The organism is Pseudomonas sp. Irchel 3A5 (genome assembly GCF_900187575.1).
Lineage (GTDB): Bacteria > Pseudomonadota > Gammaproteobacteria > Pseudomonadales > Pseudomonadaceae > Aquipseudomonas > Aquipseudomonas folii.
The window spans coordinates 106,185-132,513 of record NZ_FYDU01000011.1 but is presented as its reverse complement, the minus strand read 5'-3'; the positions used below and the strand labels follow the sequence as shown (position 1 = coordinate 132,513).

The following is a 26,329-nucleotide window of genomic DNA, read 5'->3' as shown; positions in this document are numbered from 1 at the left end:
GAATCTCCTCAGGCGGCATTTTTGAGTTTCGGGTCCAGCGCATCGCGCAGCCCGTCGCCCATCAGGTTGATTGCCAGCACGCTGAGCAAAATAGTCAGACCCGGCAGGCTCACTACCCACCAGGCGCGTTCGATGTAGTCCCGTGCCGAAGCGAGCATGGTGCCCCACTCAGGTGTTGGCGGTTGTACGCCCAGACCGAGGAAGCCCAGCGCCGCAGCATCAAGGATTGCCGAGGAGAAACTCAGGGTGGCCTGAACGATCAGCGGTGCCATGCAGTTAGGCAGCACGGTGATGAACATCAGGCGCGGCAGGGTAGCGCCAGCCAGACGGGCAGCCGTCACGTAATCACGGTTCAGTTCGCCCATGACCGCAGCGCGGGTCAGACGAACATACGCAGGCAGCGAAACGACGGCGATAGCAATCACGGTGTTCATCAGGCCAGGGCCGAGGATTGCGACAATGGCCACTGCCAGCAGCAGCGAAGGCAGCGCGAGCATGATGTCCATCAGGCGCATGATCAACGGGCCGAGAATGCGTGGGAAGAACCCGGCGATCAGGCCCAGGAGGATGCCCGGAATCAACGACATGACCACCGACGACAAACCGATCAGCAGCGACAGTTGTGAACCTTCGATCAGGCGCGAGAGCAGGTCACGGCCCAGTTCGTCGGTACCCAGCAGGAATCGCCATTGGCCGCCTTCGAGCCAGGACGGTGGGGTCAGCAGGAAGTCGCGGTATTGGTGGGTCGGGTCGTGCGGCGCAACCCATGGGGCGAACAGCGCGCAGAACACGATCAGGATCATGAACATCAGGCCGGCAACAGCACCTTTGTTTTTCGCAAAGGCTTGCCAGAATTCTTTGTACGGCGAGGGGTAAAGCAGGCTTTGATCGACTGCTACCGAAGGAGTAGGTGTGCTCATAGTCAAGGATCTCAGCGCTGGTGACGGATGCGTGGGTTGGCAAAGCCGTAGAGGATGTCCACCACGAAGTTGACCAGGATCACCAGGCAGGCGATCAGCAGGATGCCGTTTTGCACCACGGGGTAGTCACGCGCACCAATAGCCTCGATCAACCACTTGCCAATGCCCGGCCAGGAGAAGATCGTTTCGGTCAGTACTGCACCGGCGAGCAGGGCGCCGACTTGCAGGCCGAACACGGTCAATACCGGGATCAGCGCGTTACGCAGGCCGTGAACGAACACCACGCGGGCAGGCGACAGGCCTTTGGCGCGAGCGGTCCGCACGTAGTCTTCACGCAGCACTTCCAGCATCGACGAACGGGTCATCCGGGCGATCACCGCCAGCGGGATGGTACCGAGTACGATGGCAGGCAGAATCAGGTGATGCAGTGCATCAAGGAATGCGCCTTCTTCATCGCTGAGCAACGTATCGATCAGCATGAAGCCGGTTTTTGGCGGAATGTCATACAGCAGGTCGATTCGTCCGGAGACCGGCGTCCAGCCCAGCGTCACCGAGAAGAACATGATCAGGATCAGGCCCCACCAGAAGATCGGCATCGAATAGCCCGCCAGGGAGATGCCCATCACCCCGTGATCGAATAACGAGCCCCGTTTGAGCGCCGCGATGACGCCGGCCAGCAGCCCGAGAATGCCCGCAAAAATCAGTGCTGCAATCGACAGCTCCAGAGTGGCAGGAAACAGTGCGGTGAATTCGGTCCACACACTGGTCCGCGTGCGCAATGATTCGCCGAGGTCGCCTTGAGCGAGTTTGCCGACGTAATCGAGGTATTGCGCATACAACGGTTTGTTCAGGCCCAGACGTTCCATGGCCTGAGCGTGCATTTCCGGATCAACCCGGCGTTCACCCATCATGACTTCGACCGGATCGCCCGGAATCAGGCGGATCAGGGCAAAGGTCAGCAAAGTGATGCCGAAAAACGTGGGTATTAACAACCCCACTCGGCGGGCGATAAAACTAAACATCGTGTGGTGTTCCTCATCGGCCGGTTAGGCGTGCTCCAGCGGATCTCGGGTAGTGAGTCCGCCGGATTATTTTTCTACTTCACCCTGGTAGTGGCGAAGTTGTTATTAGTCAGCGGGCTAATTTGATAGCCTTCGACGTTGCTACGCATTGCAGTAAACAGTTTTGGATAAGCAAGGCTCAGCCAAGGCACGTCTTTGGCAAATATTTGCTGAGCTTGTTCGTAAAGTGCAGCCCGTTCAGACGGATCGGTCTTTTCCCGGGCCTTGGAGATTGCCTCTTCAAACGCCTTGTTACACCAGCGGGCGTAATTTTCACCATTCTTCGCGGCTTCGCAACTCAGGTTCGGCGTCAGGAAGTTATCCGGGTCGCCATTGTCGCCAGCCCAGCCTGCAAACACCATGTCGTGCTCACCGGCCTTGGCCCGTTTAAGCATCTCGCCCCATTCCATGACGCGCAGATTCAACTTCAGACCGATTTTGGCCAGGTCCGCTTGCAGCATTTGCGCACCCAGCGCCGGGTTCGGGTTAGTCACTGCACCGCCGTTACGCAGGAACAGGCTGAACTCCTGGCCTTCCGGTACGCCGGCTTCTTTAAGCAGTGCGCGGGCTTTTTCCTGATCGTGTGCGGGGTTCTTGATGTCGTGAGCATAGCCGAGCAGCGTTGGCGGATACGGGTTTACCCCTTCAGTCGCCTTGCCTTCGCCGAACAGCGCTTTTATGTAAGCCTTTTTGTCGAACGCCAGGTTGATCGCTTCCCGCACACGCACATCGCTCAAATACTTGTGCGAAGTGTTGATGGCGATGTAGCTGGTCATCATGGCTTCCATCTCATCGATCTTGAGCTTGGGGTCTGCCTTGATGGTTGCGATGTCGTCCGGTTTTGGATAAAGCGCGACCTGACATTCATTGGCCTTGAGCTTTTGCAGGCGAACATTGCTGTCCAGCGTGATCGCAAAAATCAATGTTTCGCTGGGCACTGCACCCTTCCAGTAATCCGGGTTGGCTTTATAGCGAACTTGGGCATCCTTGGCATAGCGAGTCAGGATGAACGGGCCTGTTCCGATGGGCTTACTGTTCAGTTCGCCGGTTTTGCCTGCCTTGAGCAGTTGATCTGCGTACTCGGCGGAGTAGATCGACGTGAACGGCATGGCCAGGTCACGCAGGAACGGTGACTCGGGACGTGTCAGAGTGAACTTGACGGTGTGGTCGTCGACTTTTTCGACGCTTTTAAGCAGGTCATTGAAGCCCATGCTTTCGAAATACGGGTAGCCGGTCAGAGACTTGTCGTGCCATGGGTGCTTCGGGTCCAGCTGACGCTGAAAGCTCCAAAGAACGTCGTCGGCGTTCATCTCGCGGCTTGGTTTGAAGTAATCGGTGGTCTGGAATTTGACGCCTTTACGCAGGTGGAAGGTATACGTCAGGCCGTCGTCGCTGACGTCCCAGCTTTCAGCCAGGTTGGGTTCAGTTTCGGTGGTGCCCGGTTTGAATCCGACCAGTTTGTCGAGGAAGGTTTCGGCCGTGGCATCAGCCGTGACAGCGGTGGTGTATTGAACGATATCGAAGCCTTCAGGGCTGGCTTCGGTGCAAACCACCAAGGGCTTGGCGGAGACGCTCAGCGCCGCGCTGAACAGAGCCAGGGCGATCGAGTTGCGTAGCGATAACAGTTTCAATGTGAACCCTCCGTTGATGTAACGCCTGTGCGACCGATCCGGCGCGGTGTTGGCCCCCGCGCCGGATCGGTCATGGTGCGAGTTACAGGATGTTGAATGGAATCGTGGTTACCAGACGGAACTCGTTGATGTTGCCATCAGCCTGATTTTCGCTTGCGCGGTGCGTGGTGTAGGTCGCGCGGATCGCGGTGGCCTTGAGAGGGCCGGACTGTACAGCGTATGAAGTGCCGATGCCGTACTCGTAGTGGGTTTCGCCGTCCATTGCCAGCACGTCGCTATATGCAGTGCCTTTGTATTTGGTGCCGTCGATGTCCCAGCCGCGAGCCTGGTAGATGTTGAATTTCAAGCCTGGCACGCCGTATTCAGCCATGTTCAACACGTAGCTGAGCTGCAGGGATTTCTCGTTCGGACCGTTGAAGTCCGACAGCAGGGAGTTGGCCAGGAAGATAGCGTTGGATTCGCCGAGGTAGTCAAAGTACTCGTCGCCGTTCACGTCTTGATAAGCCAGGCTCACGCTATGCGCCTTGTGGGTCGCGGTGAACGACAGACTGTAAGTGTCGTTGTCGATCGGGCCCAGTTTACGGCTGCCGGAATCCTTGGTTTTGTAGTAGTTCAGGTTGGAGCTCAGGCCCAGTACGTCGGTGTCGCCCAGTTCATGGGTGAACGCGAAGTAGTACTGGTGCCAGAAGTCTTCAACGTTGGAGGCATACAAGCTGGTGGTCAGACTCTCGAACGGTTTGTAGTCCACGCCCGCCATGTCGACACGATCAGCCGTCGCGCCATTGCTGGCGTACGAAGAGGTGAACTTGGTCATGCTCTGTTGCATACGGGGCGATACGCGATCGTAGCTACCCGCCTGGAAGGACAGGTTGTTGAACTCGTCGCTTTTCAGCGTCACACCGTTGAAGCTGGATGGCAGTGCCCGGTTACCGATGAAGGCAATCACGGGCGTGTTAACGGACTGGCGGCCTGCGGTCAGGGTGGTGTTGGAAACACGAGCTGTGATGTTGGCGAGACCTGCTTTGCTCCATTGACCCACTGCGTCACCGTCGCTGTCAGCCAGGGTACGGTTGGAGCTTCTGATGAAGTGGTCCTGATCCCGGTCCAGTGCAATCGCGTTGTAAAGTGCCAGCTCGGTGGAGAAGCCAACTACGCCCTGGGTGAAACCCGAGGTGTAATTGACGATGGTGCCTTGTTGCCAGTTGATACGACGTGGGGTCGTTTTGGTAACGCCGTCCTTCTGGTAAGTGTATTCGCCATCCCTGCGTTGCAGTTCGTTCGCATACCAGTTACGGGTCGTACCGGTCAGGTGTGAATCTTCAATGAAGCCAGCGGCCTCACCCTGTGCGCTTTTGGAACTCAGCTGGGTCGGCACGAATGCCTGGCTGACAGGTTCTGCCTGTGCCATTGCGCTCAGAGAAGCAATGGAAAAAGCGACTGCTGCGGTACTGACTTTTCTCACGATTGAAGCTCCCTTTACTACTTTATAGTTGCCAGTTTTTTGGGTCTGGCTCTGGTGGTGTGGGGCTTTTTTTGCCCCGTTCTTTTTTGATACATCTGCTAACAAAACGAATTTCTGGAACGGTGAAACTCGCCGCCCTGGTCAGGGGCAGCGAACATCTGTTGGTGAGTTGAGTTAGTCGGCGACGCTGACGCCGGTGAACGTGTTACGCCCGAACGGGCTGACTTTGAAACCCTGCACTTCTTTACGCAGTGGCTGGTTAACCGTGGAGTGAGCGATCGGCGTGATCGGTACTTGCTGTTTCAGGTACTGCTGAGCCTGCTTGTAAAGGTCGGTACGCTGGGCGCGGTCAGAGGTGGCAACTGCCGCCTTGACCAGTGCGTCGTATTTTTCGTCACACCACATCGAATAGTTGTTACCGCCAATGGCCGCACAGCTGTACAGCGTGCCCAACCAGTTGTCCGGGTCACCGTTGTCACCCGTCCAGCCGATCAGCGAAATATCGTGCTCGCCGTTCTTGGTGCGCTTGAGGTATTCGCCCCACTCGTAGCTGACGATCTTGACCTTGATGCCCACCTTGGCCCAGTCAGACTGCAGCATTTCAGCCATCAGCTTGGCGTTGGGGTTGTAGGGACGTTGAACCGGCATGGCCCACAGGGTCAGTTCGGTACCCTCTTTGATGCCCGCTGCGCGCAGCATCTCTTTGGCTTTTTCCGGGTTGTACGGCGTGTCCTTGATGGTGTCGTCGTAAGACCATTGAGTCGGCGGCATGGCATTGACGGCCAGTTGACCGGCGCCCTGATACACAGCGTTGATAATGGCTTGCTTGTTGACGGCCATGTCCAGCGCCTGACGCACTTCCAGTTTGCCCAACGGCTCATGGCGTACGTTGTAAGAGATGTAGCCCAGGTTGAAGCCAGCCTGTTCGATTACCTTGAGGTCTTTGTCTTCCTTGAGTTTCTGGAGGTCGGCAGGGCGTGGGTTGAGCGAAACCTGGCACTCGTTGGCCTTGAGTTTCTGCATCCGTACCGACGCGTCGGTATTGATGGCGAAAATCAGGTTGTCGATTTTCACGCGGCTTGGGTCCCAGAACTCTTTGTTGCCCTTGTAGCGAATCTGCGAGTCTTTCTGATAACGCTGGAAAACAAAGGCGCCGGTGCCGATTGGCTTCTGGTTGATGTCGTGCAGGTTGCCGGATTTCATCAACTGGTCTGCGTATTCAGCGGACAGAATCGAGGCGAAGTTCATCGCGACGTTCTGGATGAACGCGGCATCCACTTTATTGAGGGTGAATACCACGGTCAGCGGATCGGTTTTTTCCACTGACTTGATGTTTTTATTCAAGCCCATGCCGTTGAAATACGGGAATTCGGTCGGGTAAGCGACACGAAACGGGTGATCCTGCTTGAGCATGCGGTTAAACGTGAACAGCACGTCATCGGCGTTGAATTCGCGTGTTGGCTTGAAGTAAGGCGTGGTGTGGAATTTAACGCCTTCGCGCAGATGGAACGTGTAGATCAGGCCGTCTTCGGAAACATCCCACTTGGTTGCAAGTGCCGGAATGACGGCGGTGCTGCCTTGTTCGAATTCGGTGAGGCGGTTGTAGATTGGTTCAGCGGCATCGTTGTCGGTGCCGGCTGTGTACTGGGCGATGTCGAAACCGGCCGGGCTTCCTTCCGAGCAAAACACCAGATTGCTGGCGGCCTGCGCCGCGGGCGTCAGGGTCAGCAAGCCAAGGCTGAACAACGACGACATGGCAATGGTTTTACGCATGATGATCCTTATCCTTCAAGTGAGTAGTAAGTGCCCAACAATTGCCAGGCAAAGCATTGCCTGCAAACTGGAAGCCTTGGCGACCGCTCAGTAACAAAATGAAATAGCTTGGCCCGCGCCCACGAAGGTATGTCCGTCAGGCGGGACTGTATGTAGTACCGGATGCCTAAAAACGCGTAGGAAACTTCTGTATGTAATTAGCGCAGTTTATGTAGGAGCTGCCGAAGGCTGCGATAACGTCGTATCTGACGCACCGCAATTCGCAGCCTTCGGCAGCTCCCACAAAATTTGTGCAACTAACTTATTTAACCGACGAATGGAAATAACTGCGCTGTGTTACAGCGCAGTTATTTGGTCCTTACTTGCCGGTAACGCTAACCCCGTAGAACGAGTTCAGACCAAATGGGCTGATCTTGAAGTCCTGAACGGTAGTGCGCATCGGTTGGTAAACCGTTGAGTGCGCAATAGGTGTCATCGGGACGGCATCTTTGAGGAGATGTTGTGCCTGTTTGTACAGCTCAGTGCGTTTGGCCTGATCTGTCGTTTCCTTGGCCTGGTGAATCAAGGTATCGAAAGGCTTGTCGCACCATTTGGCGAAGTTGTTACCTTCCAGGGCATCACAGCCAAACAGGGTGCCGAGCCAGTTGTCCGGGTCACCGTTGTCACCGCTCCAGCCAATCAGCATCGCGCCGTTCTCGCCCGCTTTGGCACGCTTGATGTATTCGCCCCATTCGTAGCTGACGATCTTCACGTTGATACCGATCTTCTTCCAGTCCGACTGAAGCATCTCGGCCATCAATTTGGCGTTCGGGTTGTAAGGACGCTGAACCGGCATCGCCCACAGGGTGATTTCGGTGCCTTCCTTGATGCCGGCCTGCTTGAGCAGAGCCTTGGCTTTTTCAACGTCGAACGGTGCGTCTTTGATGGTGGTGTCGTAGGACCACTGGGTTGGCGGCATGGCGTTAACGGCCAGTTGGCCTGCGCCCTGATACACCGCATCAATGATGCCTTGCTTGTTCACGGCCATGTCCAGCGCCTGACGAACTTCCTTGATGGCCAGAGGGTTTGGCTGATCGCTACCCTTGATCTTGTCCATGGTGTTGTAGGCGATGTAACCCAGGTTGAAGCCTGCCTGATCCGGCATCTTCAGGTCCTTGTCGGCCTTGAGTGGAGCAAGGTCGGCAGGGCGTGGGTAAGCGGTGATCTGGCATTCGCCCTTTTTCAGCTTCTGTGCACGAACCGAAGCATCAGTGGTGATGGCGAAGATCAGGTTGTCGAGTTTGACGTCTTCAGGCTTCCAGTAATCCTTGTTGCCGGTGAAGCGGATGTTGGAGTCTTTCTGGTAGCTCTTGAATACAAACGGGCCGGTGCCGATCGGTTGCTGATTGATCAGTTCAGGCTTGCCTTCCTTGAGCAGCTTGGCTGCGTATTCAGCGGACTGAATGGACGCGAAGCTCATGGCCAGGTTTTGAATGAATGCAGCATCCACAGTGCCGAGAGTCAGTTTGACCGTGTGCTCGTCAACTTTTTCGACTTTCTTGATGTTGGTGTCCATCGCCATGTCGGTGAAGTACGGGAACTCGGTCGGGTACGCCTTACGGAACGGGTCGTCTTTGTTGATCATGCGATTGAGCGTAAACAACACGTCATCGGCATTGAATTCACGGGTCGGCTTGAAGTACGGGGTGGTGTGGAACTTGACGCCTTCACGCAGGTGGAAGGTGTAAGTCAGACCATCCGGGGACACGTCCCAGCTGGTCGCCAGGCCTGGTACTACCGCGGTGCCGCCACGTTCGAACTGGCTCAGACGGTTGAATACGGTCTCTGCCGATGCATCGAAATCGGTGCCGGTGGTGTATTGGCCTGGGTCGAAACCGGCCGGGCTGCCTTCGGAGCAGAACACGAGGTTCGATGCCGCTTGAGCGAAAGGAGCTGCAGTGATCAAGCCTGCACTGAGTAGAAACGGAATGACCGCGTGTTTGAGCATGGTGGCCTCAGTTGTTGTCATTTTTAATTTTGAGGATCTGACCTTGTGAGCCGATCTTGCCGATACTTATGCAGGGGCCATACCCAAAGCAAGGCGTTGGCGCCAGAGAAGTATCAAAGAGTGGCACGAGCGTACAGGAATGTCGCATCAGTGTAATTTTTGACGCATTTGATCGTTTGCGCGTCGTATCTGGAAAGGTTTTGCGCACCAATCGCGAGCAGTCATTTGTGTTGAATGCACTCGATTGGCGCGACAGTGTTACCAATTTTTCTAATGGTTCGTTTATTTGGTCAGGCTTACACCATAAAAAGGCGTGAGTCCGAAGGGGCTGAGCTTGAAGTCCTGAACTTCCTTGCGCACAGGCTGGAAGACTTTGGAGTTGGCGATCGGGGTGATCGGCACCTGCGCCTTGAGGATCTGCTGCGCCTGCTGGTAGAGCTTGATGCGCTCGTCGCGATCCGCGGTCAGTTTGGCTTTCTGCACCAGCTTGTCGTAGGCCGGATCACACCATTTCGCGTAGTTGCTGCCTTTAACCGCCGCGCAGCTGTACAGCACGCCCAGCCAGTTGTCGGGGTCGCCATTGTCGCCGGTCCAGCCATAAATCATCGCGTCGTGCTCGCCGGCCTTGGCGCGCTTGATGTACTCACCCCATTCGTAGCTGACGATGTTGGCCTTGATGCCAACCTTGGCCCAGTCGGCCTGAATCATCTGCGCCGACATGCGGGCGTTCGGATTGGAAGCGCGTTGCACGGTCATGGCCCACAGATTGATCTGGGTACCCGGTGCAACACCTGCTTCCTTGAGTAACTGTTTGGCCTTTGCCGGGTCGTGCGGTGCGTCCTTGATACTCGGGTCGTAACTCCACTGGCCTGGCGGGATGGCGTTCTGGGCCAGTTGTCCGGCGCTTTGGTAAACCGCTTTGATGATCGCCGGTTTATCAATAGCCATATCCAGCGCCTGACGCACTTTCAGTTGATCCAGTGGTGGATGGGTCACGTTGTAGGCCAGGAAGCCAAGGTTGAATCCTGGCTGACTGATCACTTTGATATTCGGGTCTTTTTGCATCTCTTCGATGTCTTGCGGGCGCGGATAGCCGCTGACCTGACACTCACCGGCCTTGAGCTTCTGCATCCGCACGGCCGCATCGCTGTTGATGGCGAAGATCAGGTGATCGAGCTTCACGTCCTCGGGCTTCCAGTACGCCGTATTGGCGTCGTACCGAATCTGCGCGTCTTTCTGATAGCGCTTGAACACGAACGGTCCGGTGCCTATCGGTTTCTGGTTGAGCTCTTCGGCTTTGCCCTGCTTGAGCAACTGGTCCGCATATTCAGCCGATTGCACCGAGGCAAAGCTCATTGCCAGGTTCTGCACGAACGCTGCATCGACATTGTTCAGGTTGAATTTCACGGTCTGGTCGTCGACTTTCTCGACGCTCTTGATCGTGGTGTTCATGCCCATGTCGACGAAATAGGGCGACTCCGAAGGGTATGCCTTGCGGAACGGATGATTGGCGTCCAGCAGTCGCTGGAACGTGAACAGCACATCGTCTGCGTTGAAGTCCCGGGTCGGCTTGAAGTAATCAGTGGTATGAAACTTCACGCCGGGGCGCAGGTGGAAGGTGTACGTCAGACCGTCATTCGAGACATCCCAGCGAGTGGCAAGCCCGGGCTCTACTTCGGTGCCGCCGCGCTTGAACTGCGTCAGACGGTTGAATACGGTTTCAGCGGAGGCATCAAAATCAGTGCCGCTGGTGTACTGGCTCGGATCGAACCCTGCCGGACTGGCTTCGGAGCAATACACCAGCGTGCTGGCTGCCTGAGCCATGGGCATGCAGGCCAGAAGGGCGGTGGTCAGGAGCAGTGGTTTGAATACGTTTTTTCCCATGGAACCCTCGCGAGTGCGGCAATGGCTGCCTGAATTTCCGTCTGGCAGTTGGACAGCGCAGAATGTCGCACTGGCAGGTTGCTCACAAGTGTTGCGTCTCGCGATTCGAAACTGCACCCGATCACCGCTTTGCTCAAACCGCTTTGCTGCTGCCCATCGCCTTGACGCTTTGACGCTGCTTTATCTCAGCGACATCTTTGAGCCCAATGCTGCTACCGAGTTTCTTGAGATAGTCCCACGTGCCGAGACTTTCTTTCGCGAACCCCTGAAAGTTCTTGCGCGCTACCTCCAGCAATTCCTGCTGCAGATGTTCGAGTTCGGTTAACGAACTGGCACGTTTGATTTGCTCGGGATTTTTGCTCGCCCACTCGAGAAAGATATCGTCCAGTTGGTACGTGTCTTCCGGGTGTACAAAATAGCTGAGGGCAATCTCTGTCGGTTTCATCTCCGAGCCAAAACGCCAGTAATTGAGCATTACGCCCGCCACTTCCCTGATCGCGCTCGACGCGCAGTTCGCTGCCAGCTTGTGCAGCGGATGATTCGCATGATCTTTGGATAACTGGGAGTGCGACGGATCCGTATTGCCCGGCCGATGGGGGTCAGGGCCGGTATGGGTCTGTATGTCATCAATACTGTTGCCGATGAGTTGCAGGATTCCCTGGAAAATCGCGCTGTAGGCGTTGCCTGCCAAGCGTAAGGGGCTGGAGATAACCCAATAGTAGAGTTCCAGCAAGTTGAAACCGGGAATTGAACTGGCTTTGTCACGAGCAGCGAGGAAGTCCTGGAACGCCTCCAGTAACCACGCTTCGTCATGTTCGTTGAGCAGGATCAGCAGCATTTGCTCCGAGTCCGAGCGAGCGCCGGGTTTCGTCGGGGTGAACTTCCATAGCTCGGCGGGGGCCAGAATCTTGGCGATTGGTCCTGCCAGGCTGGCGACAGTGTCACTTCCACCAAATGTCCCAGTCACTAATGGCAGCTTGTGTTTGCAGTCCGCCGGGCCTGTCCAGGGCAGGACGCCTTTATGATTCAGGCTGATCAGGTTCAACTCGACGAAATTGGAGTGGGCGAAAAAGTCTTCGAGAATATGCAGGGCTCCGCCCAGCTTGCGCAGCCCTTCCGGGGTGTAACCCTCTCTCATGGCGGCCGACAGCTCCCTGTACATCTTTGCCGCTGAGCGATGTATGTAGGATTTCATCGACGTCTCATAGTCGACTTCCAGCAAGGGATCATCGGCGAGCACCCAGGGCTCGAACTCCGGATCGCGTTCAGCGGGATCAGCGGGCGTGGGATTCTCGACTTTCGGGTTGTCGATGTGGTGGCTCGGGCGGTAAACCCCCAGTTTTTTCTCGGTCACTTTGTAGCTGAAGCTGTCTTTGGCGCGTAACCCGGAAAACTTTCTGGCTGCCATTACGTCGACGACTGCCGTCAGCGCTTCACGTGACATAACCGCGGGGAAATCTTTCTTTTGATCTTTGCCCCGGACGACCTTGGGGTCCAGTAATTGCGCATGATCCCGAAGCCAGTTGCCGAAATACATGGCTTGTAGATCCTCATCGGCAAAGCCGATCGCTTGCAAGCCTGCTTCAATCCGCTCGTGGCTGAAAAGCCCGTCGCCGCTGCCATCTGCCTCGAACGCTTCTCGGTCGGGGTCTATCGCGTCTCCATCCATCCGCGCAATGTCGCTTTGTCTTTCCCTTACCGCTCGCATGCCTTGGGCGTAATTGATTTTGATGACGTACTCCACGTTGTCCCCTTCGACGTACGTGCCCAGGATCAGATCGCCATCTTCCTGCATCCCGGACCTTGCCATATGCGTGGCATAGCGGGCGCCTTCTTCTCCCACGGAATCCGAATGCAGGTCCAGAGTGTCTTGTGCGTGAAGGGGGGCGATGTCCCGGCGGATGACATCATCCAGGTGGTGGCCGAACTCATGGAGCAGCACCGCCAGCAGTTCCCATGCCGCTTCGGGGTGTTTGACGATGTGTTCCAGCGCCTGAGCGTGAATCCGGACAGTCCGGTCGCGGTTGTTGTAGTCGGCGGGATACGTCCCTGACGAAACAATCTTGTAGCGGGGCAGGGGAATTGCGTCTGCCAACAAGGCCTTTTGTAGTTCCAGGTACACCTTGGGAGGGATGTCCAGGCCGAAGATCGTTGCCATTTCCATGATGAATTGCGGCGCGGCCCGGTCGTGCGCCAAACGGGTCAGGAGGTCCAGGGCAAATGTACTGTCCAGTCGCCCAGGTTCCATACGGAGCGCAAATGCGAACGCGTTGCCAGTTTTACCGCCACGCATCAGTTGGTTTATGTAGCGATTGTTTTTTTTCGGTGAAGCAATTGGAGGATTCATCCGTGAGTCCTTGAAAGTGTGCGAACGCGGACGCCCACGTCGCATAGAAATGATTGGGGTGGTGCCGGATGAAGTTTACGGACGCGTCCTGACCGAAAAAGCAGGACATGCCTTCAATTGCTGTAAGGCGGGGAGTCGAACGGTGTGCGAGTGGTGGGAGCGGGTATCAGGAAACGGCGGCAACCACGGGCTGCCGCCTTTCAGCTTACAAACGAATAGCTCAATGAGCTGCCTGAGATGTCATCAAGGGATTGCGACTTCGATCACGCCATCAGCGGTAACGGTCACATCGCTGGTCCCGGCTTCAACATCCGGTGTCGGTGCGCTGTCCGCCATGGAGGATTTCATCATCATGGCCGGCGCGCGCAGGTACGGCTGCGGATAACCGGACGTGTTGAAGTTCAGATTGACCACTTTGTAACCGGTACCACCCAAGGCTTCGGTGACCAGTTGTGCGCGGGCGCGGAACGCAGTCACGGCTTCTTTCAGCAACGTGTCTTCACTGGCCTTGCGGGTCGGTTTGGAGATCGAGAAGTCCATGCCGCCCATCTTCATGTCGCCCAGCAGTTCGCCGGTCAATTTGGATAAGGCCGCGAAATCGGCGCTTTCCAGGCGAAGTTCTGCACGTTCGCGCCAGCCGGTGATCTTCTGGCCTTTGTCATCGTAGATCGGGTAGCTGTTGCGGTTGCCCTGGCGAATCGTGACGCCTTTGACCTGACGCGCCTGACCAAGGGCTTTATTCAGGGTCTCGGTGACTTCAGCAGCCAGTTTGGCCGGATCAGTGTTCTGCGCTTCGCTGTACAACGTGACGTTCATCAGGTCGCGGGTGACTTCCTGATTGACCTCGGCGTGTACGGAAACCTGGTTGTAATTGATGCTGTCTGCCAACGCTGGAACGCTGGTCAATGCGGTGGCGCCCAGGGCTAGCAGGGCGGCAGTAGGGCGAAGGCTGAACATTGGAAACTCCTTGTTATGAGGCATGCGTATAGCAGGCAGGCCTGCGACGGACGCCGGCAGGGCGCAAAGCTATAAGACTGTGAGTGTGAGGTGTGGTTCCGGCAGCTTCATGGGTTGCCGGGCGGTCTGATCGCGGAGGCGAAAGGTAAATTATTCATGAAACCTGTGGTGGTTTGCCGCAGTTTGCGCAGTTTTTATTGTTGCTTGGTTATACTCGCATCGATTCGCCTGGAGCACTCATCAGGAGAGCTCATGCTCGCCCCCGTCAAATTGTTGTCCGCTACGCGTCAGAATCTCTGGCGTCTGACCTTTATCCGTACGCTGGTACTGGCCGCTCAGGCCGGTTCTGTGGGTATTGCGTACCTGTTTCATTTATTGCCGCTGCCGTGGATGCAACTGGCGATCACCCTCGGATTCTCGACGATCTGGTGTGCGGTGACGGCGGTTCGGCTGCGTACGTCGTTGCCGGTGACGGAGCAAGAGTACTCCGTGCAGCTGGCATTCGACCTGTTTATCCACAGCGCCCTGCTTTATTACTCCGGCGGTTCGACCAACCCGTTTGTTTCTTATTACCTGGTCCCGCTGACCATCGCGGCGGTCACCTTGCCATGGCGCTATTCGCTGATACTGTCGGGCATCGCGCTGGCGCTCTATAGCTGGCTGATGGGGCATTCCTATCCTTTGGACACTTATCCGATCTCGCGGGAAAACCTGCAGGTCTACGGGATGTGGCTGAGCTTCGCCCTGGCAGCCGCAGTGATCACGTTCTTTGCGGCAAAGATGGCTGAAGAGCTGCGGCGTCAGGAGCAACTGCGCGCCGAGCGTCGTGAAGAAGGGCTGCGCGATCAGCAACTGCTGGCGGTTGCGACGCAGGCTGCCGGTGCGGCCCATGAACTGGGCACGCCGCTGGCGACCATGAGCGTACTGCTCAAGGAAATGCGTCAGGACCATAAGGACCCGGCGTTGCAGGATGATCTGGAAGTCCTTCAGGAACAGGTCAAACAGTGCAAGCAGACACTGCAACAGTTAGTGCGCGCCGCAGAGGCCAATCGCCGTCTGGCCGTGGAAATGCAGACCGTCAGCCACTGGCTCAACGAATCACTGGACCGCTGGCATTTGATGCGTCCTGAAGCCAGCTACCGGTTTCAGTTGCTCGGCAAGGACGCAGCCCCCATGCTTGCGCCGCCGCCTGACCTGACTCAAGCGCTGCTCAATCTGCTTAATAACGCCGCTGATGCTTGCCCAGAGGGCCTGGAAGTGAGTCTGAACTGGGACAGCACAGAAATCTGTATCAGCATTCGCGACCACGGCCCCGGCGTGCCACTGGCAATTGCCGAACAAATCGGTAAACCTTTCTTTACGACCAAAGGCGGCAAAGGCTTCGGCCTTGGTCTTTTCTTGAGCAAAGCCAGCGTGACCCGCGCGGGCGGCTCGGTCAAACTCTACAGTCATGAGGATGGCGGCACGCTCACCGAGCTGCGCCTGCCCCGTGACGCCCGAGGAGATGATGCATGAGTGACGAAACCCAGATTGAAGGCGAAGAACTGCCGCATCTGTTGCTGGTTGACGATGACGCCACGTTCACCCGTGTGATGGCGCGGGCAATGTCCCGTCGCGGCTTCCGTGTCAGCACGGCCGGCTCCGCTGAAGAAGGCTTGATCCTGGCTCAATCGGACATCCCTGAGTTCGCGGCGCTGGACCTGAAAATGGACGGCGATTCCGGTCTGGTGCTGCTGCCCAAGTTGCTGGAGCTGGACCCGGACATGCGTGTCGTGATCCTCACCGGTTATTCCAGCATTGCCACGGCTGTTGAAGCCATCAAGCGTGGCGCGTGCAACTACCTGTGCAAACCCGCCGATGCTGATGATGTACTTGCGGCTCTGCTGTCGCAGCATTCGGATCTGGACACCCTGGTGCCGGACAACCCGATGTCGGTGGACCGCCTGCAATGGGAGCACATTCAGCGTGTGCTGACCGAGCACGAAGGCAATATTTCCGCTACCGCCAGGGCGCTGGGCATGCACCGTCGTACCTTGCAGCGCAAATTGCAGAAGCGTCCCGTTCGCCGCTAACGGCCGCTGTTTGTCATGGATGATCGCGTAGTGCGTCCGCCGCTCACGCCCGGACGCTGAACTTCACTGTGAAGTCGAGGCATCACCATGAATCGCAATGCCGAGTACACAACTGTAAATGACAGCGTGCGGGAGAAATTCTTCTCCCGGGTCTGGAAACTGATCACCCCCTACTGGCGTAGCGAAGAGAAGGGCCTTGCCTGGGTCCTCCTGATTGCTGTAATTGCGCTTTCGCTGTTCAGCGTGGCCATTTCGGTGGTGCTCAACAGTTGGTACCGAGACTTTTACAACTCGCTGGAAAAGAAGGATCTTGAGGCCTTTACCCAGTCGATTCTGTATTTCTGCGGTATCGCCACCGTGGCTATTCTGGGCGCGGTTTACCGTTCCTATCTGACGCAGATGCTGACCATTCGCTGGCGGCGCTGGCTCACCGAGCAGCATTTTGCCAAATGGCTCAGCCACAAAAGCTACTACCAGCTGGAGCAGGGCGGTTACACCGATAACCCTGACCAGCGGTTGTCCGAAGATCTCAACAAATTCACCAGCGATACCCTGACGTTAGGGCTTGGGCTGATCAAGACCCTCGTCAGTCTGGTGTCCTTTTCGATCATCCTGTGGGGTGTGTCCGGCAGCATCGAATTGTTCGGCATCGAGATCCCCGGCTACATGTTCTGGGCCGCATTCCTTTACGCGGTGGTGGGCAGTTGGCTGACGCATGTGATCGGTCGGCGACTGATTCCCCTGAGTAACCAGCAAGAACGATACGAAGCAGACCTGCGTTTTTCGCTGGTTCGCGTGCGGGAAAACGCTGAAAGCATCGCGCTGTCGGACGGCGAGCCCAACGAGAACGAGCGTCTGAGCTCCCGCTTCGGCATGGTCTGGAGCAACTTCTGGTCGATGATGCGCGTGCAGAAACGCCTGACGTTCTTTACGGCCGGTTATTCACAGATCGCGATCATCTTCGCCTTCGTGGTCGCCGCGCCACGCTACTTTGCGGGCAAGATAGAGCTGGGCGAGCTGATGCAGATCAACTCTGCCTTTGGCAACGTGCAGGAAAACTTCAGCTGGTTTATCGATGCCTACGCCACGTTGGCGTCGTGGCGGGCGACCTGTGATCGTTTGCTGAGTTTCCGGCAGGCCCTGGACCAGAACGAAGCTCACGTTTCAGCTATCGAGATCAGCCATACAGGCCAGTCGCTGAGCCTGGCCGGGCTGGCGCTGCAACTGGGGGCGAGCCGACAGTTGCTGAAGAACACGAGCCTGAACATCGCAGCGGGGGAGCGGGTCATGGTCGGCGGTCGATCCGGCAGTGGCAAAAGTACCTTGCTGCGTGCGTTGGGCGGGTTGTGGCAAAACGGTAAAGGCCACATTCAACTCCCTGCCGAACCCTATCTGTTCCTGCCGCAGAGGCCTTATCTGCCCATCGGTACGTTGCGCGAGGCCATGAGTTATCCACAGGCCGTTGAAGCTTACCCGGCGGAGCGCTTTGCCGAGGTGCTGGAAACCTGTCGACTGGGGCACCTGATTCCGCGTCTGGACGAGAGCAATCACTGGCAACGCATGTTGTCGCCGGGTGAGCAGCAGCGTGTAGCGTTTGCGCGTGCGCTACTGTTCCAGCCACGCTGGCTTTATCTGGATGAAGCGACCTCTGCAATGGATGAAGAAGACGAGGCGTTGCTGTATCAGGCGCTGATCGATGAGTTACCGGATGTAACGCTGGTCAGCATCGGCCATCGCAGCAGTCTTAAGCGGTTTCATAGACGGCTGCTGCGTATCGAGGACGGGGATTTGCGCGAACAGCCGCATTCTCTGGCTGTTGTATGATCGGGGCGTACGATCCATTCGGTTTTTATGAATGTGTTCGTATAACCCGGTGAGCTATCATCACTTCTTTCATTGCTCGAGATCGACGTTGGATATGGAAAATCAAAGCGCACTGCCTCGCGCACGCCGCAAGCACCGCAGCCTTGCGCAAGAGCTGGTAACTGAACTGTCCGAGCGTATTCGCAGCGGGCTGCTCAAGCGTGGCGACAAACTGCCCACCGAATCGGCCATCATGGAAGAACAAGGCGTCAGCCGCACGGTGGTACGCGAGGCTATCTCGCGTCTGCAGGCGTCCGGTCTGGTGGAAACCCGCCACGGCATCGGCACTTTCGTGCTGGATACGCCAAGCCCGAGCGGCTTCCGTATCGACCCGGCCACTATTGTCACGCTGCGTGATGTGCTGGCGATTCTCGAATTGCGTATCAGCCTTGAGGTCGAGTCGGCCGGATTGGCGGCGCAACGTCGCACCGATGAACAATTGCTGGCCATGCGTCAGGCGCTGGACGCACTGAATGAAAGTGCCGCCCATGCTGCTGATGCCGTGGGGTCGGACTTTCAGTTCCACCTGCAGATTGCGCTGTCGACGGGCAACCGTTATTTCACCGATATCATGACCCACCTGGGCACGAGCATCATTCCGCGTACCCGTTTGAACTCTGCGCGCCTGGCCCATGACGATCAGCAACACTACATGACCCGTCTGAGCCGCGAGCACGAAGAAATCTACGACGCCATCGCCCGCCAGGACTCCGACGCCGCCCGCGCCGCCATGCGCCTGCACCTGACCAACAGCCGCGAACGGTTGCGCCATGCGCATGAAGAGGCTGAATCGCAGCGGGCTTGATCGGATGGCGGTTGCGCTTGCCCGCGACGAGGCAGGACGCGATGGACCTGCTATCTGAGTCCCCTTATCCCGCGCAAGCCCCGCAGCCAGGATTCAATGATGACGTGGGACCGGCTTCAGCCGGGAAGAGGCCGGGACAGACGCTGGATTTTTATCTGCAGAAAAACCGCCTTCCCGGCTAAAGCCGGTCCCACGTCGTCAGCTTGCGGGCAACCATAGAATCTCCCACAGAACCTTCGTATTCCCGTGGGACCGGCTTCAGCCGGGAAGAGGCCGGGACAGACGCTGGATTTTTATCTGCACAAATACCGCCTTCCCGGCTAAAGCCGTTCCCACGTCGTCAGCTTGCGGGCAAACATAGAATCTCCCACAGAGCCTGCGTATTCCCGTGGGACCGGCTTTAGCCGGGAAGAGGCCGGGACAGACGCTGGATTTTTATCTACACAAATGCCGCCTTCCCGGCTAAAGCCGGTCCCACGTCGTCAGCTTGCAGGCAAACATAGAATCTCCCATAGAACCTGCGTATTCCCGTGGGACCGGCTTTAGCCGGGAGCACGTCCGGATATCCGCTAAATTTTATTCGGCAGGAATACCGCTCTCCCGGCTAAAGCCGATCCTACGGGGAAACACGTATCATCAGGTCAGCCGGCCCCTCATTTGCCCGGTGATCATACGACCTTAGTCTATTCAAATTCTCGCCAAGGCCCATTCCTCCGGGGCCTGCGCTAGTATCTGCCACAGCTTACGGAAAAAACCAAAAATCCCTGTTGAGTGATTTTATGATCAGTTGTACGATGACTTACGACATCGGCAGACGACCGGTGATCCATTCACAATAAATGCTCCCAGGGTGTTCGAATAATGAATCCACAAGAACTGAAGTCCATCCTCTCCCACGGTCTGCTGTCTTTTCCGGTTACCGATTTCAATGCGCAGGGCGACTTCCATCGCGCTGGCTACGTTAAACGTCTTGAGTGGCTGGCCCCTTACGGCGCAAGCGCTCTGTTCGCTGCCGGCGGTACAGGTGAGTTCTTCTCCCTGGCAGCCAGCGAATACTCCGAAGTAATCAAAACCGCGGTCGATACCTGCGCCACCAGTGTGCCGATCCTGGCGGGCGTTGGCGGTTCGACCCGTCAAGCCATCGAATACGCTCAAGAAGCCGAACGTCTGGGTGCAAAAGGCCTGTTGCTGCTGCCGCACTACCTGACTGAAGCCAGCCAGGACGGCGTAGCCGCTCACGTTGAAGCAGTCTGCAAGTCCGTGAAAATCGGTGTGGTCGTTTACAACCGTAACGTCTGCCGCCTGACCGCTCCGCTGCTGGAACAACTGGCCGAGCGCTGCCCGAACCTGATCGGTTACAAAGATGGCCTGGGTGATATCGAGCTGATGGTTTCGATCCGCCGTCGTCTGGGCGATCGTTTCTCTTACCTGGGTGGTTTGCCGACCGCTGAAGTCTACGCTGCTGCCTACAAGGCGCTGGGCGTTCCGGTCTATTCGTCTGCGGTGTTCAACTTCGTACCTAAACTGGCGATGGACTTCTATCACGCCATCGCCAAGGACGATCACGTTGCCGTTGGCAAATACATCGACGACTTCTTCCTGCCTTACCTGGACATTCGTAACCGTAAATCCGGTTACGCCGTCAGCATCGTCAAGGCGGGCGCAAAAATCGCCGGTTACGACGCCGGTCCAGTGCGTACACCACTGACCGACCTGACTGCCGAAGAGTACGAAATGCTCGCTGCGCTCATGGACAAGCAAGGCAAGCAGTAATACACCACGGAAACAAAGCCGCTGAGCGATCAGCGGCTTTGTGCCATGGGCGGTTTGCCAACAACACAGGGCTGATGAGGTCTGCGTCAGTTCGTAGGGATGCGTATCAACTGTGGGTGGGGAGTGTCGCTAACCACGATTTTTTCCAAGGGGCCGACAGGCGCAAGCAACACAAAAAAACAGATATACCCGCGTAAAAAAATAATTAGTGGGAGTTCACACACATGCAACAGTCCAAGCCGACTCACGTCCGCTATTTGATCCTGCTCATGCTTTTTCTGGTGACCACGATCAACTACGCCGACCGCGCCACCATCGCTATCGCGGGCTCCAGCCTGCAAAAAGACCTTGGTATCGACGCTATCACTCTCGGGTACATCTTCTCTGCGTTCGGCTGGGCCTATGTGGCTGGTCAGATTCCGGGTGGCTGGCTGCTCGACCGTTTCGGTTCCAAGAAAATCTACGCACTAAGCATTTTCACCTGGTCGCTGTTCACCTTGCTGCAAGGCTATGTTGGCGAGTTCAGCATTGGCTCTGCGGTCATCGTGCTGTTCATGCTGCGTTTCATGGTGGGCCTGGCCGAAGCGCCTTCCTTCCCTGGTAACGCGCGCATCGTTGCGGCCTGGTTCCCGACTGCCGAGCGCGGTACCGCCTCTGCGATCTTCAACTCCGCGCAATACTTCGCCACCGTGCTGTTCGCTCCGCTCATGGGCTGGATCGTTTACAAATTCGGCTGGCAGCATGTGTTCGTCGTGATGGGTGGCATCGGTATCGTGTTCTCGGCGATCTGGATGAAAGTTATCTACAGCCCGCGCGAACACCCACGCATCAACAAAGAAGAGTTCGATCACATTGCCGACAACGGCGGCATGGTCGATATGGATCAGGACAAAGGTAAAGGCAAAAGCGGCGGCCCGAAATGGGACTACATCCGTCAGTTGCTGACCAACCGCATGATGCTCGGCATCTACCTGAGCCAGTACTGCATCAACGGCATCACCTACTTCTTCCTGACCTGGTTCCCGGTTTACCTGGTTCAGGAACGTGGCATGACCATCCTCAAGGCGGGCATGATCGCCTCGTTGCCAGCCATCTGCGGTTTCATCGGTGGTGTATTGGGCGGCGTGATTTCGGACTACCTGCTGCGCAAAGGCCACTCGCTGACCTTCGCTCGCAAAGCACCGATCATTGGCGGCCTGCTGCTGTCGACCACCATCGTTGCCTGTAACTATGTTGATATCGAATGGATGGTCGTTGGCTTCATGGCCCTGGCATTCTTCGGTAAAGGTGTAGGCGCGCTGGGCTGGGCGGTGATGTCCGATGCTTCGCCGAAGCAGATCGCCGGTTTGAGCGGTGGCCTGTTCAATACCTTCGGTAACATTGCTTCGATCACTACGCCTATCGTGATTGGCTACATCATCAGCTCCACCGGCTCGTTCAAATGGGCACTGGTGTTTGTGGGTGCCAACGCAGTGGTTGCGGTGTTCAGCTACATCTTCATTGTTGGTGAGATCAAACGCGTTGAACTGAAAGAGCCTCCAACCAAGGGGCCACTGACTGGCGATGACGCCAGCGACCTTTCTCAAGCTAAATCCTGAGGAAACCGTGATGAACCTGATTCAACATGCCGACTCCCCACGCTACATCCGGCTGCACGAGCTGGATAACGTGGTGGTAGTAGTCAACGACCAGGGTGTGCCTGCCGGTACCGAATTTGATAATGGTCTGGTGACCGTCGATAACGTTCCGCAGAGCCACAAGGTCAACACCGTCGATATCGCTGAAGGCGAGCCGATCATCCGTTACGGACACACCATCGGATATGCTTTGCAGCCGATACCACGGGGCAGTTGGGTCAGGGAAGATCAACTGCGTATGCCATCGGCGCCGGCGCTGGACAGCCTGCCGATGTCAGACGCGGTGCCGGAAAGAGGCGCGCCGCTGGAAGGTTTTACCTTTGAGGGTTATCGCAACGCCGACGGTACTGTCGGCACGCGTAACATTCTGGGCATTACCACCACGGTGCAATGCGTGACCGGAGTGCTTGATCATGCGGTCAAGCGCATCCGTGAAGAGCTGTTGCCCAAGTACCCCCACGTCGATGACGTGGTGGCACTGACTCATACTTACGGTTGTGGTGTGGCTATTACCGCGACCGACGCTTACATCCCGATCCGCACGGTGCGTAACCTGGCGCGCAACCCGAACCTGGGTGGCGAAGCCTTGGTGATCGGCCTGGGCTGCGAGAAATTGCAGGCCGGGCAGGTCATGCACGAAGACGACCTTTCTGTTGATCTCAGCGATCAGTGGATGTATCGCTTGCAGGACTCCAGCCATGGCTTCAACGAAATGATCGAGCAGATCATGGAGTTGGCTGAAGTGCGCTTGAAGAAGCTTGATCTGCGACGTCGTGAAACCGTGCCTGCTTCAGAATTGATCCTGGGCATGCAGTGCGGCGGCAGTGACGCTTTTTCCGGCATCACCGCCAACCCGGCATTGGGTTACGCCTCGGACTTGCTGCTGCGCGCAGGCGCCACCGTGATGTTCTCGGAAGTGACTGAAGTACGCGATGCCATCTACCTGCTGACGTCCCGCGCCGAGACTCAGGAAGTCGCCGAGGAGCTGGTTCGGGAGATGGACTGGTACGACCGTTATCTGGCAAAAGGCGAGGCAGATCGTAGTGCCAATACCACGCCGGGTAACAAGAAGGGCGGGCTGTCGAACATTGTCGAGAAATCCCTCGGGTCGATCGTCAAGTCGGGCAGCAGCGCCATCAACGGCGTGCTGGGGCCTGGCGAACGCTTCAAGCGCAAAGGCCTGATTTTCTGCGCCACACCGGCCAGCGACTTTGTTTGCGGCACCCTGCAACTGGCGGCCGGGATGAACCTGCACGTGTTCACCACCGGGCGTGGCACGCCGTATGGTCTGGCGATGTCCCCGGTGGTCAAGGTATCGACCCGTACCGAGCTGGCGACGCGTTGGCCTGATCTGATCGACATCGATGCCGGTCGTATTGCGACGGGTCGTGCAACGATTGAGGACCTGGGCTGGGAGCTGTTCCACTTCTATCTGGACGTGGCCAGCGGCAAGAAAAAAACCTGGACCGAGCATTATCGTTTGCACAACGACATCACGCTGTTTAACCCTGCGCCGATTACATAATCTCTCGGTTTTCTGCAGTAGCCAACTTGTTGGCGAGATGGGCTGACGCGGTGTTGTGTCAGTTACGTCGCCCTCGCGAACAAGTTCGCTCCTACCGTGCAGCGCGGTGTTCCAGGCATGGCGTTTTCAAGGTAGGAGGCAACTTGTTGGCGAGATGGGCTGACGAGGTGTTGTGTCAGGTACGCCGTCCTCGCGAACAAGTTCGCTCCTACCGTGCGGCGCGGTGTTCCAGATATGGCGCTTTCAAGGTAGGAGGCAACTTGTTGGCGAGAGGCCAGACGCGATGTGGTGTCAGGTACGCCGCCCTCGCGAACAAGTTCGCTCCTACCGTGCGGCGCGGTGTTCCAGGCATGGCGCTTTCTAGGTAGGAGGCAACTTGTTGGCGAGGGGGCAGACGCGGTTTGGTGTCAGGTACGCCGCCCTCGCGAACAAGTTCGCTCCTACCGTGCGGCGCGGTTTTGCAGGCATGGCGCTTTCAAGGTAGGAGGCAACTTGTTGGCGAGAGGCCAGACGCGATGTGGTGTCAGGTACGCCGCCCTCGCGAACAAGTTCGCTCCTACCGTGCGGCGCGGTGTTCCAGGCATGGCGCTTTCAAAGTAGGAGGCAACTTGTTGGCGAGGGGCCAGACGCGGTGTTGTGTCAGTTACGCCGCCCTCGCGAACAAGTTCGCTCCTACCGTGCGGCGCGGTGTTCCAGGCATGGCGCTTTCAAGGTAGGAGGCAACTTGTTGGCGAGATGGGCTGACGAGGTGTGGTGTCAGGTATGCCGCCTCGCGAACAAGTTCGCTCCTACCGTGCGGCGCGGTGTTCCAGATATGGCGCTTTCAAGGTAGGAGGCAACTTGTTGGCGAGGGGCCAGACGCGATGTGGTGTCAGGTACGCCGCCTCGCGAACAAGTTCGCTCCTACCGTGCGAAGCGGCGTTCCAGGCATGGCGTTTTTCTGGGTAGGAGGCAACTTGTTGGCGAGAGGCCAGACGCGATGTGGTGTCAGGTACGCCGCCCTCGCGAACAAGTTCGCTCCTACCGTGCGGCGCGGCGTTCCAGGCATGGCGTTTTCTAGGTAGGAGGCAACTTGTTGGCGAGATGGGCTGACGCGGTGTTGTGTCAGTTACGCCGCCCTCGCGAACAAGTTCGCTCCTACCGTGCGGCGCGGTGCTCCAGATATGGCGTTTTTCTGGGTAGGAGGCAACTTGTTGGCGAGATGGGCTGACGCGGTGTTGTGTCAGTTACGCCGCCCTCGCGAACAAGTTCGCTTCTGCGGGTTCACCCCATCGGCACCAACGGTGCCGAGATTAACCACTGGTCATCTTTGCTTTAAGGCCCTCTGAACTTACATCTTCTTCGCGTTTTCCCTTGTTAGTTCCGGGCGCTTTTGCCCGACTGGCTTTATCGCCTGCAAGGAGAGAAAAATGCGCGCACTGACTTATCACGGATCTAACGATGTCCGGGTTGATACCGTTCCTGATCCGGTTATTCAAGAGGTCGATGACATCCTGCTGAAGGTTACTGCCACAGCGATCTGCGGCTCTGACCTGCACCTGTATCGCGGCAAGATTCCAGCCACGGAATCGGGCGATATTTTTGGTCATGAATTCATGGGTATCGTGGAAGAGGTAGGTTCACAGGTCACCACGGTCAAGCCTGGCGACCGGGTTGTTATCCCTTTCGTGATCGCCTGCGGCAGTTGCTTCTTTTGCCAGTTGGACCAGTTCGCTGCATGCGAAACAACCAACACCGGTCGTGGCGCGATTCTGAACAAGAAGTCCATTCCGCCTGGAGCTGCGCTGTTTGGTTTCAGCCATTTGTACGGCGGCATCCCGGGTGGTCAGGCTGAGTACGTGCGCGTGCCCAAAGGCAACACCGGCCCGTTCAAAGTGCCGGGCACACTGTCCGACGACAAGGTGCTGTTCCTTTCCGACATTCTGCCAACCGCGTGGCAAGCGGTGCTCAACAGTGGTGTAGGTCAGGGTTCGAGCCTGGCGATCTACGGTGCCGGGCCTGTTGGTTTGCTCAGCGCTGCCTGCGCAAGAATGCTGGGCGTCGAGAAAATATTCATGGTCGATCACCATGCGTATCGTCTGGCTTACGCGCAAAGCACTTACGGCGTGATCCCGATCAACTTCGATGAAGACGATGATCCAGCTGACACCATCATCAAGCAGACCCGTGGCATGCGCGGCGTGGATGGTGTGATCGATGCGGTCGGGTTCGAAGCCAAGGGCAGCACGACTGAAACCATTCTCGCGACCCTGAAGCTTGAAGGCAGCAGCGGCAAGGCTTTGCGCCAATGCATCGCCGCTGTGCGACGCGGTGGTGTGGTGAGCGTGCCGGGTGTTTACGCCGGTTTCATCCATGGCTTCCTGTTCGGCGATGCGTTCGACAAAGGCCTGACGTTCAAGATGGGCCAGACACACGTACAGCGTTATCTGCCCGAGTTGCTCGAACACATTGAAAGCGGGGCGCTTGCGCCAGAGGCGATCATTACCCATCGCATGTCGCTGGAAGATGCTGCCGAGGGTTACAAGATCTTCGACAAGAAGCAGGATGATTGCCGCAAGGTGATTCTGGTGCCGGGGATGAGTAGCGCCACAGCAACCTAAACACCGACTGTAGGAGCTGCCGAAGGCTGCGA

General features: G+C 57.1%; 17 protein-coding genes. 8 read left to right on the top strand and 9 right to left on the bottom strand.

All coding sequences use genetic code 11. The features are described from left to right. Positions 1-8: 8 nt before the first annotated feature. The 9 genes from CKW31_RS19015 to CKW31_RS18975 form a co-directional block, all read right to left on the bottom strand. The gene (locus CKW31_RS19015) at positions 9-920 is read right to left on the bottom strand and encodes an ABC transporter permease subunit (RefSeq protein WP_095098453.1); all 912 of its coding nucleotides are present in this window, start codon (positions 918-920) and stop codon (positions 9-11) included. Positions 921-931: 11 nt separating this feature from the next. After that, entirely contained in the window at positions 932-1,942 is a 1,011-nt protein-coding gene (locus tag CKW31_RS19010; protein ID WP_027901137.1) for an ABC transporter permease subunit, read from the bottom strand. A gap of 74 nt (positions 1,943-2,016) precedes the next feature. Beyond that, positions 2,017-3,612 (bottom strand): ABC transporter substrate-binding protein, encoded by a 1,596-nt coding sequence (locus CKW31_RS19005; protein ID WP_095098451.1) that lies wholly within the window; start codon positions 3,610-3,612, stop codon positions 2,017-2,019. Between the two features lie 82 nt (positions 3,613-3,694). Continuing rightward, on the bottom strand, positions 3,695-5,074 hold the full coding sequence (locus CKW31_RS19000; RefSeq protein ID WP_095098449.1) for an OprD family porin: 1,380 nt from the start codon (positions 5,072-5,074) through the stop codon (positions 3,695-3,697). Positions 5,075-5,248: 174 nt separating this feature from the next. Further along, entirely contained in the window at positions 5,249-6,847 is a 1,599-nt protein-coding gene (locus tag CKW31_RS18995) for an ABC transporter substrate-binding protein (RefSeq protein ID WP_095098446.1), read from the bottom strand. Positions 6,848-7,205: 358 nt separating this feature from the next. Then, positions 7,206-8,834: an ABC transporter substrate-binding protein gene (locus tag CKW31_RS18990; RefSeq protein ID WP_095098444.1), complete on the bottom strand. Its 1,629-nt coding sequence runs from the start codon at positions 8,832-8,834 to the stop codon at positions 7,206-7,208. A gap of 282 nt (positions 8,835-9,116) precedes the next feature. Then, positions 9,117-10,718: an ABC transporter substrate-binding protein gene (locus CKW31_RS18985; RefSeq protein ID WP_095098442.1), complete on the bottom strand. Its 1,602-nt coding sequence runs from the start codon at positions 10,716-10,718 to the stop codon at positions 9,117-9,119. A 133-nt stretch (positions 10,719-10,851) separates the two neighbouring features. Beyond that, complete coding sequence (locus tag CKW31_RS18980) at positions 10,852-13,065, bottom strand: HET-C-related protein (protein ID WP_176469918.1); 2,214 nt, start codon at positions 13,063-13,065, stop codon at positions 10,852-10,854. Between the two features lie 243 nt (positions 13,066-13,308). Further along, a complete protein-coding gene (locus tag CKW31_RS18975) occupies positions 13,309-14,022 on the bottom strand; it encodes an SIMPL domain-containing protein (protein WP_095098437.1) in 714 nt (237 codons plus the stop codon). 252 nt (positions 14,023-14,274) lie between these two features. Here CKW31_RS18975 and CKW31_RS18970 point away from each other — a divergent pair, with 252 nt between their 5' ends. The 8 genes from CKW31_RS18970 (at position 14,275) to CKW31_RS18935 (ending at position 26,297) form a co-directional block, all read left to right on the top strand. Further along, positions 14,275-15,537 carry an ATP-binding protein gene (locus CKW31_RS18970; protein ID WP_095098435.1) on the top strand — a complete coding sequence of 421 codons (1,263 nt, stop codon included), beginning with the start codon at positions 14,275-14,277 and terminating at the stop codon, positions 15,535-15,537. Next, positions 15,534-16,094: a response regulator transcription factor gene (locus tag CKW31_RS18965; RefSeq protein WP_095098432.1), complete on the top strand. Its 561-nt coding sequence runs from the start codon at positions 15,534-15,536 to the stop codon at positions 16,092-16,094. Before CKW31_RS18970 ends, CKW31_RS18965 begins: the two co-directional genes overlap by 4 nt. A gap of 87 nt (positions 16,095-16,181) precedes the next feature. Further along, positions 16,182-17,918 carry an ABC transporter ATP-binding protein/permease gene (locus CKW31_RS18960; RefSeq protein WP_095098431.1) on the top strand — a complete coding sequence of 579 codons (1,737 nt, stop codon included), beginning with the start codon at positions 16,182-16,184 and terminating at the stop codon, positions 17,916-17,918. A gap of 94 nt (positions 17,919-18,012) precedes the next feature. Next, a complete protein-coding gene (locus CKW31_RS18955; RefSeq protein WP_027901127.1) occupies positions 18,013-18,762 on the top strand; it encodes a FadR/GntR family transcriptional regulator in 750 nt (249 codons plus the stop codon). 861 nt (positions 18,763-19,623) lie between these two features. Next, positions 19,624-20,535, top strand: coding sequence for a 5-dehydro-4-deoxyglucarate dehydratase (kdgD, locus tag CKW31_RS18950; protein WP_027901126.1), 912 nt, complete (start codon positions 19,624-19,626; stop codon positions 20,533-20,535). 224 nt (positions 20,536-20,759) lie between these two features. Then, positions 20,760-22,133 (top strand): MFS transporter, encoded by a 1,374-nt coding sequence (locus CKW31_RS18945; protein WP_095098427.1) that lies wholly within the window; start codon positions 20,760-20,762, stop codon positions 22,131-22,133. 10 nt (positions 22,134-22,143) lie between these two features. Continuing rightward, the gene (gene garD, locus CKW31_RS18940) at positions 22,144-23,697 is read left to right on the top strand and encodes a galactarate dehydratase (RefSeq protein ID WP_027901124.1); all 1,554 of its coding nucleotides are present in this window, start codon (positions 22,144-22,146) and stop codon (positions 23,695-23,697) included. Positions 23,698-25,106: 1,409 nt separating this feature from the next. Beyond that, positions 25,107-26,297 (top strand): zinc-dependent alcohol dehydrogenase, encoded by a 1,191-nt coding sequence (locus CKW31_RS18935; protein ID WP_095098424.1) that lies wholly within the window; start codon positions 25,107-25,109, stop codon positions 26,295-26,297. Positions 26,298-26,329: the final 32 nt, after the last annotated feature.

Excerpts from the sequence above, each read along its gene's own strand:
- CKW31_RS18935 (WP_095098424.1), top strand. The coding sequence starts at position 25,107 with ATGCGCGCACTGACTTATCACGGATCTAACGATGTCCGGGTTGATACC.
- CKW31_RS18975 (WP_095098437.1), bottom strand. The coding sequence starts at position 14,022 with ATGTTCAGCCTTCGCCCTACTGCCGCCCTGCTAGCCCTGGGCGCCACC.
- CKW31_RS18985 (WP_095098442.1), bottom strand. The coding sequence starts at position 10,718 with ATGGGAAAAAACGTATTCAAACCACTGCTCCTGACCACCGCCCTTCTG.
- CKW31_RS18955 (WP_027901127.1), top strand. The coding sequence starts at position 18,013 with ATGGAAAATCAAAGCGCACTGCCTCGCGCACGCCGCAAGCACCGCAGC.
- CKW31_RS18960 (WP_095098431.1), top strand. The coding sequence starts at position 16,182 with ATGAATCGCAATGCCGAGTACACAACTGTAAATGACAGCGTGCGGGAG.
- CKW31_RS18970 (WP_095098435.1), top strand. The coding sequence starts at position 14,275 with ATGCTCGCCCCCGTCAAATTGTTGTCCGCTACGCGTCAGAATCTCTGG.
- CKW31_RS18965 (WP_095098432.1), top strand. The coding sequence starts at position 15,534 with ATGAGTGACGAAACCCAGATTGAAGGCGAAGAACTGCCGCATCTGTTG.
- CKW31_RS18945 (WP_095098427.1), top strand. The coding sequence starts at position 20,760 with ATGCAACAGTCCAAGCCGACTCACGTCCGCTATTTGATCCTGCTCATG.
- CKW31_RS19010 (WP_027901137.1), bottom strand. The coding sequence starts at position 1,942 with ATGTTTAGTTTTATCGCCCGCCGAGTGGGGTTGTTAATACCCACGTTT.
- garD (WP_027901124.1), top strand. The coding sequence starts at position 22,144 with ATGAACCTGATTCAACATGCCGACTCCCCACGCTACATCCGGCTGCAC.
- CKW31_RS18980 (WP_176469918.1), bottom strand. The coding sequence starts at position 13,065 with ATGAATCCTCCAATTGCTTCACCGAAAAAAAACAATCGCTACATAAAC.
- kdgD (WP_027901126.1), top strand. The coding sequence starts at position 19,624 with ATGAATCCACAAGAACTGAAGTCCATCCTCTCCCACGGTCTGCTGTCT.
- CKW31_RS19015 (WP_095098453.1), bottom strand. The coding sequence starts at position 920 with ATGAGCACACCTACTCCTTCGGTAGCAGTCGATCAAAGCCTGCTTTAC.
- CKW31_RS18990 (WP_095098444.1), bottom strand. The coding sequence starts at position 8,834 with ATGCTCAAACACGCGGTCATTCCGTTTCTACTCAGTGCAGGCTTGATC.
- CKW31_RS18995 (WP_095098446.1), bottom strand. The coding sequence starts at position 6,847 with ATGCGTAAAACCATTGCCATGTCGTCGTTGTTCAGCCTTGGCTTGCTG.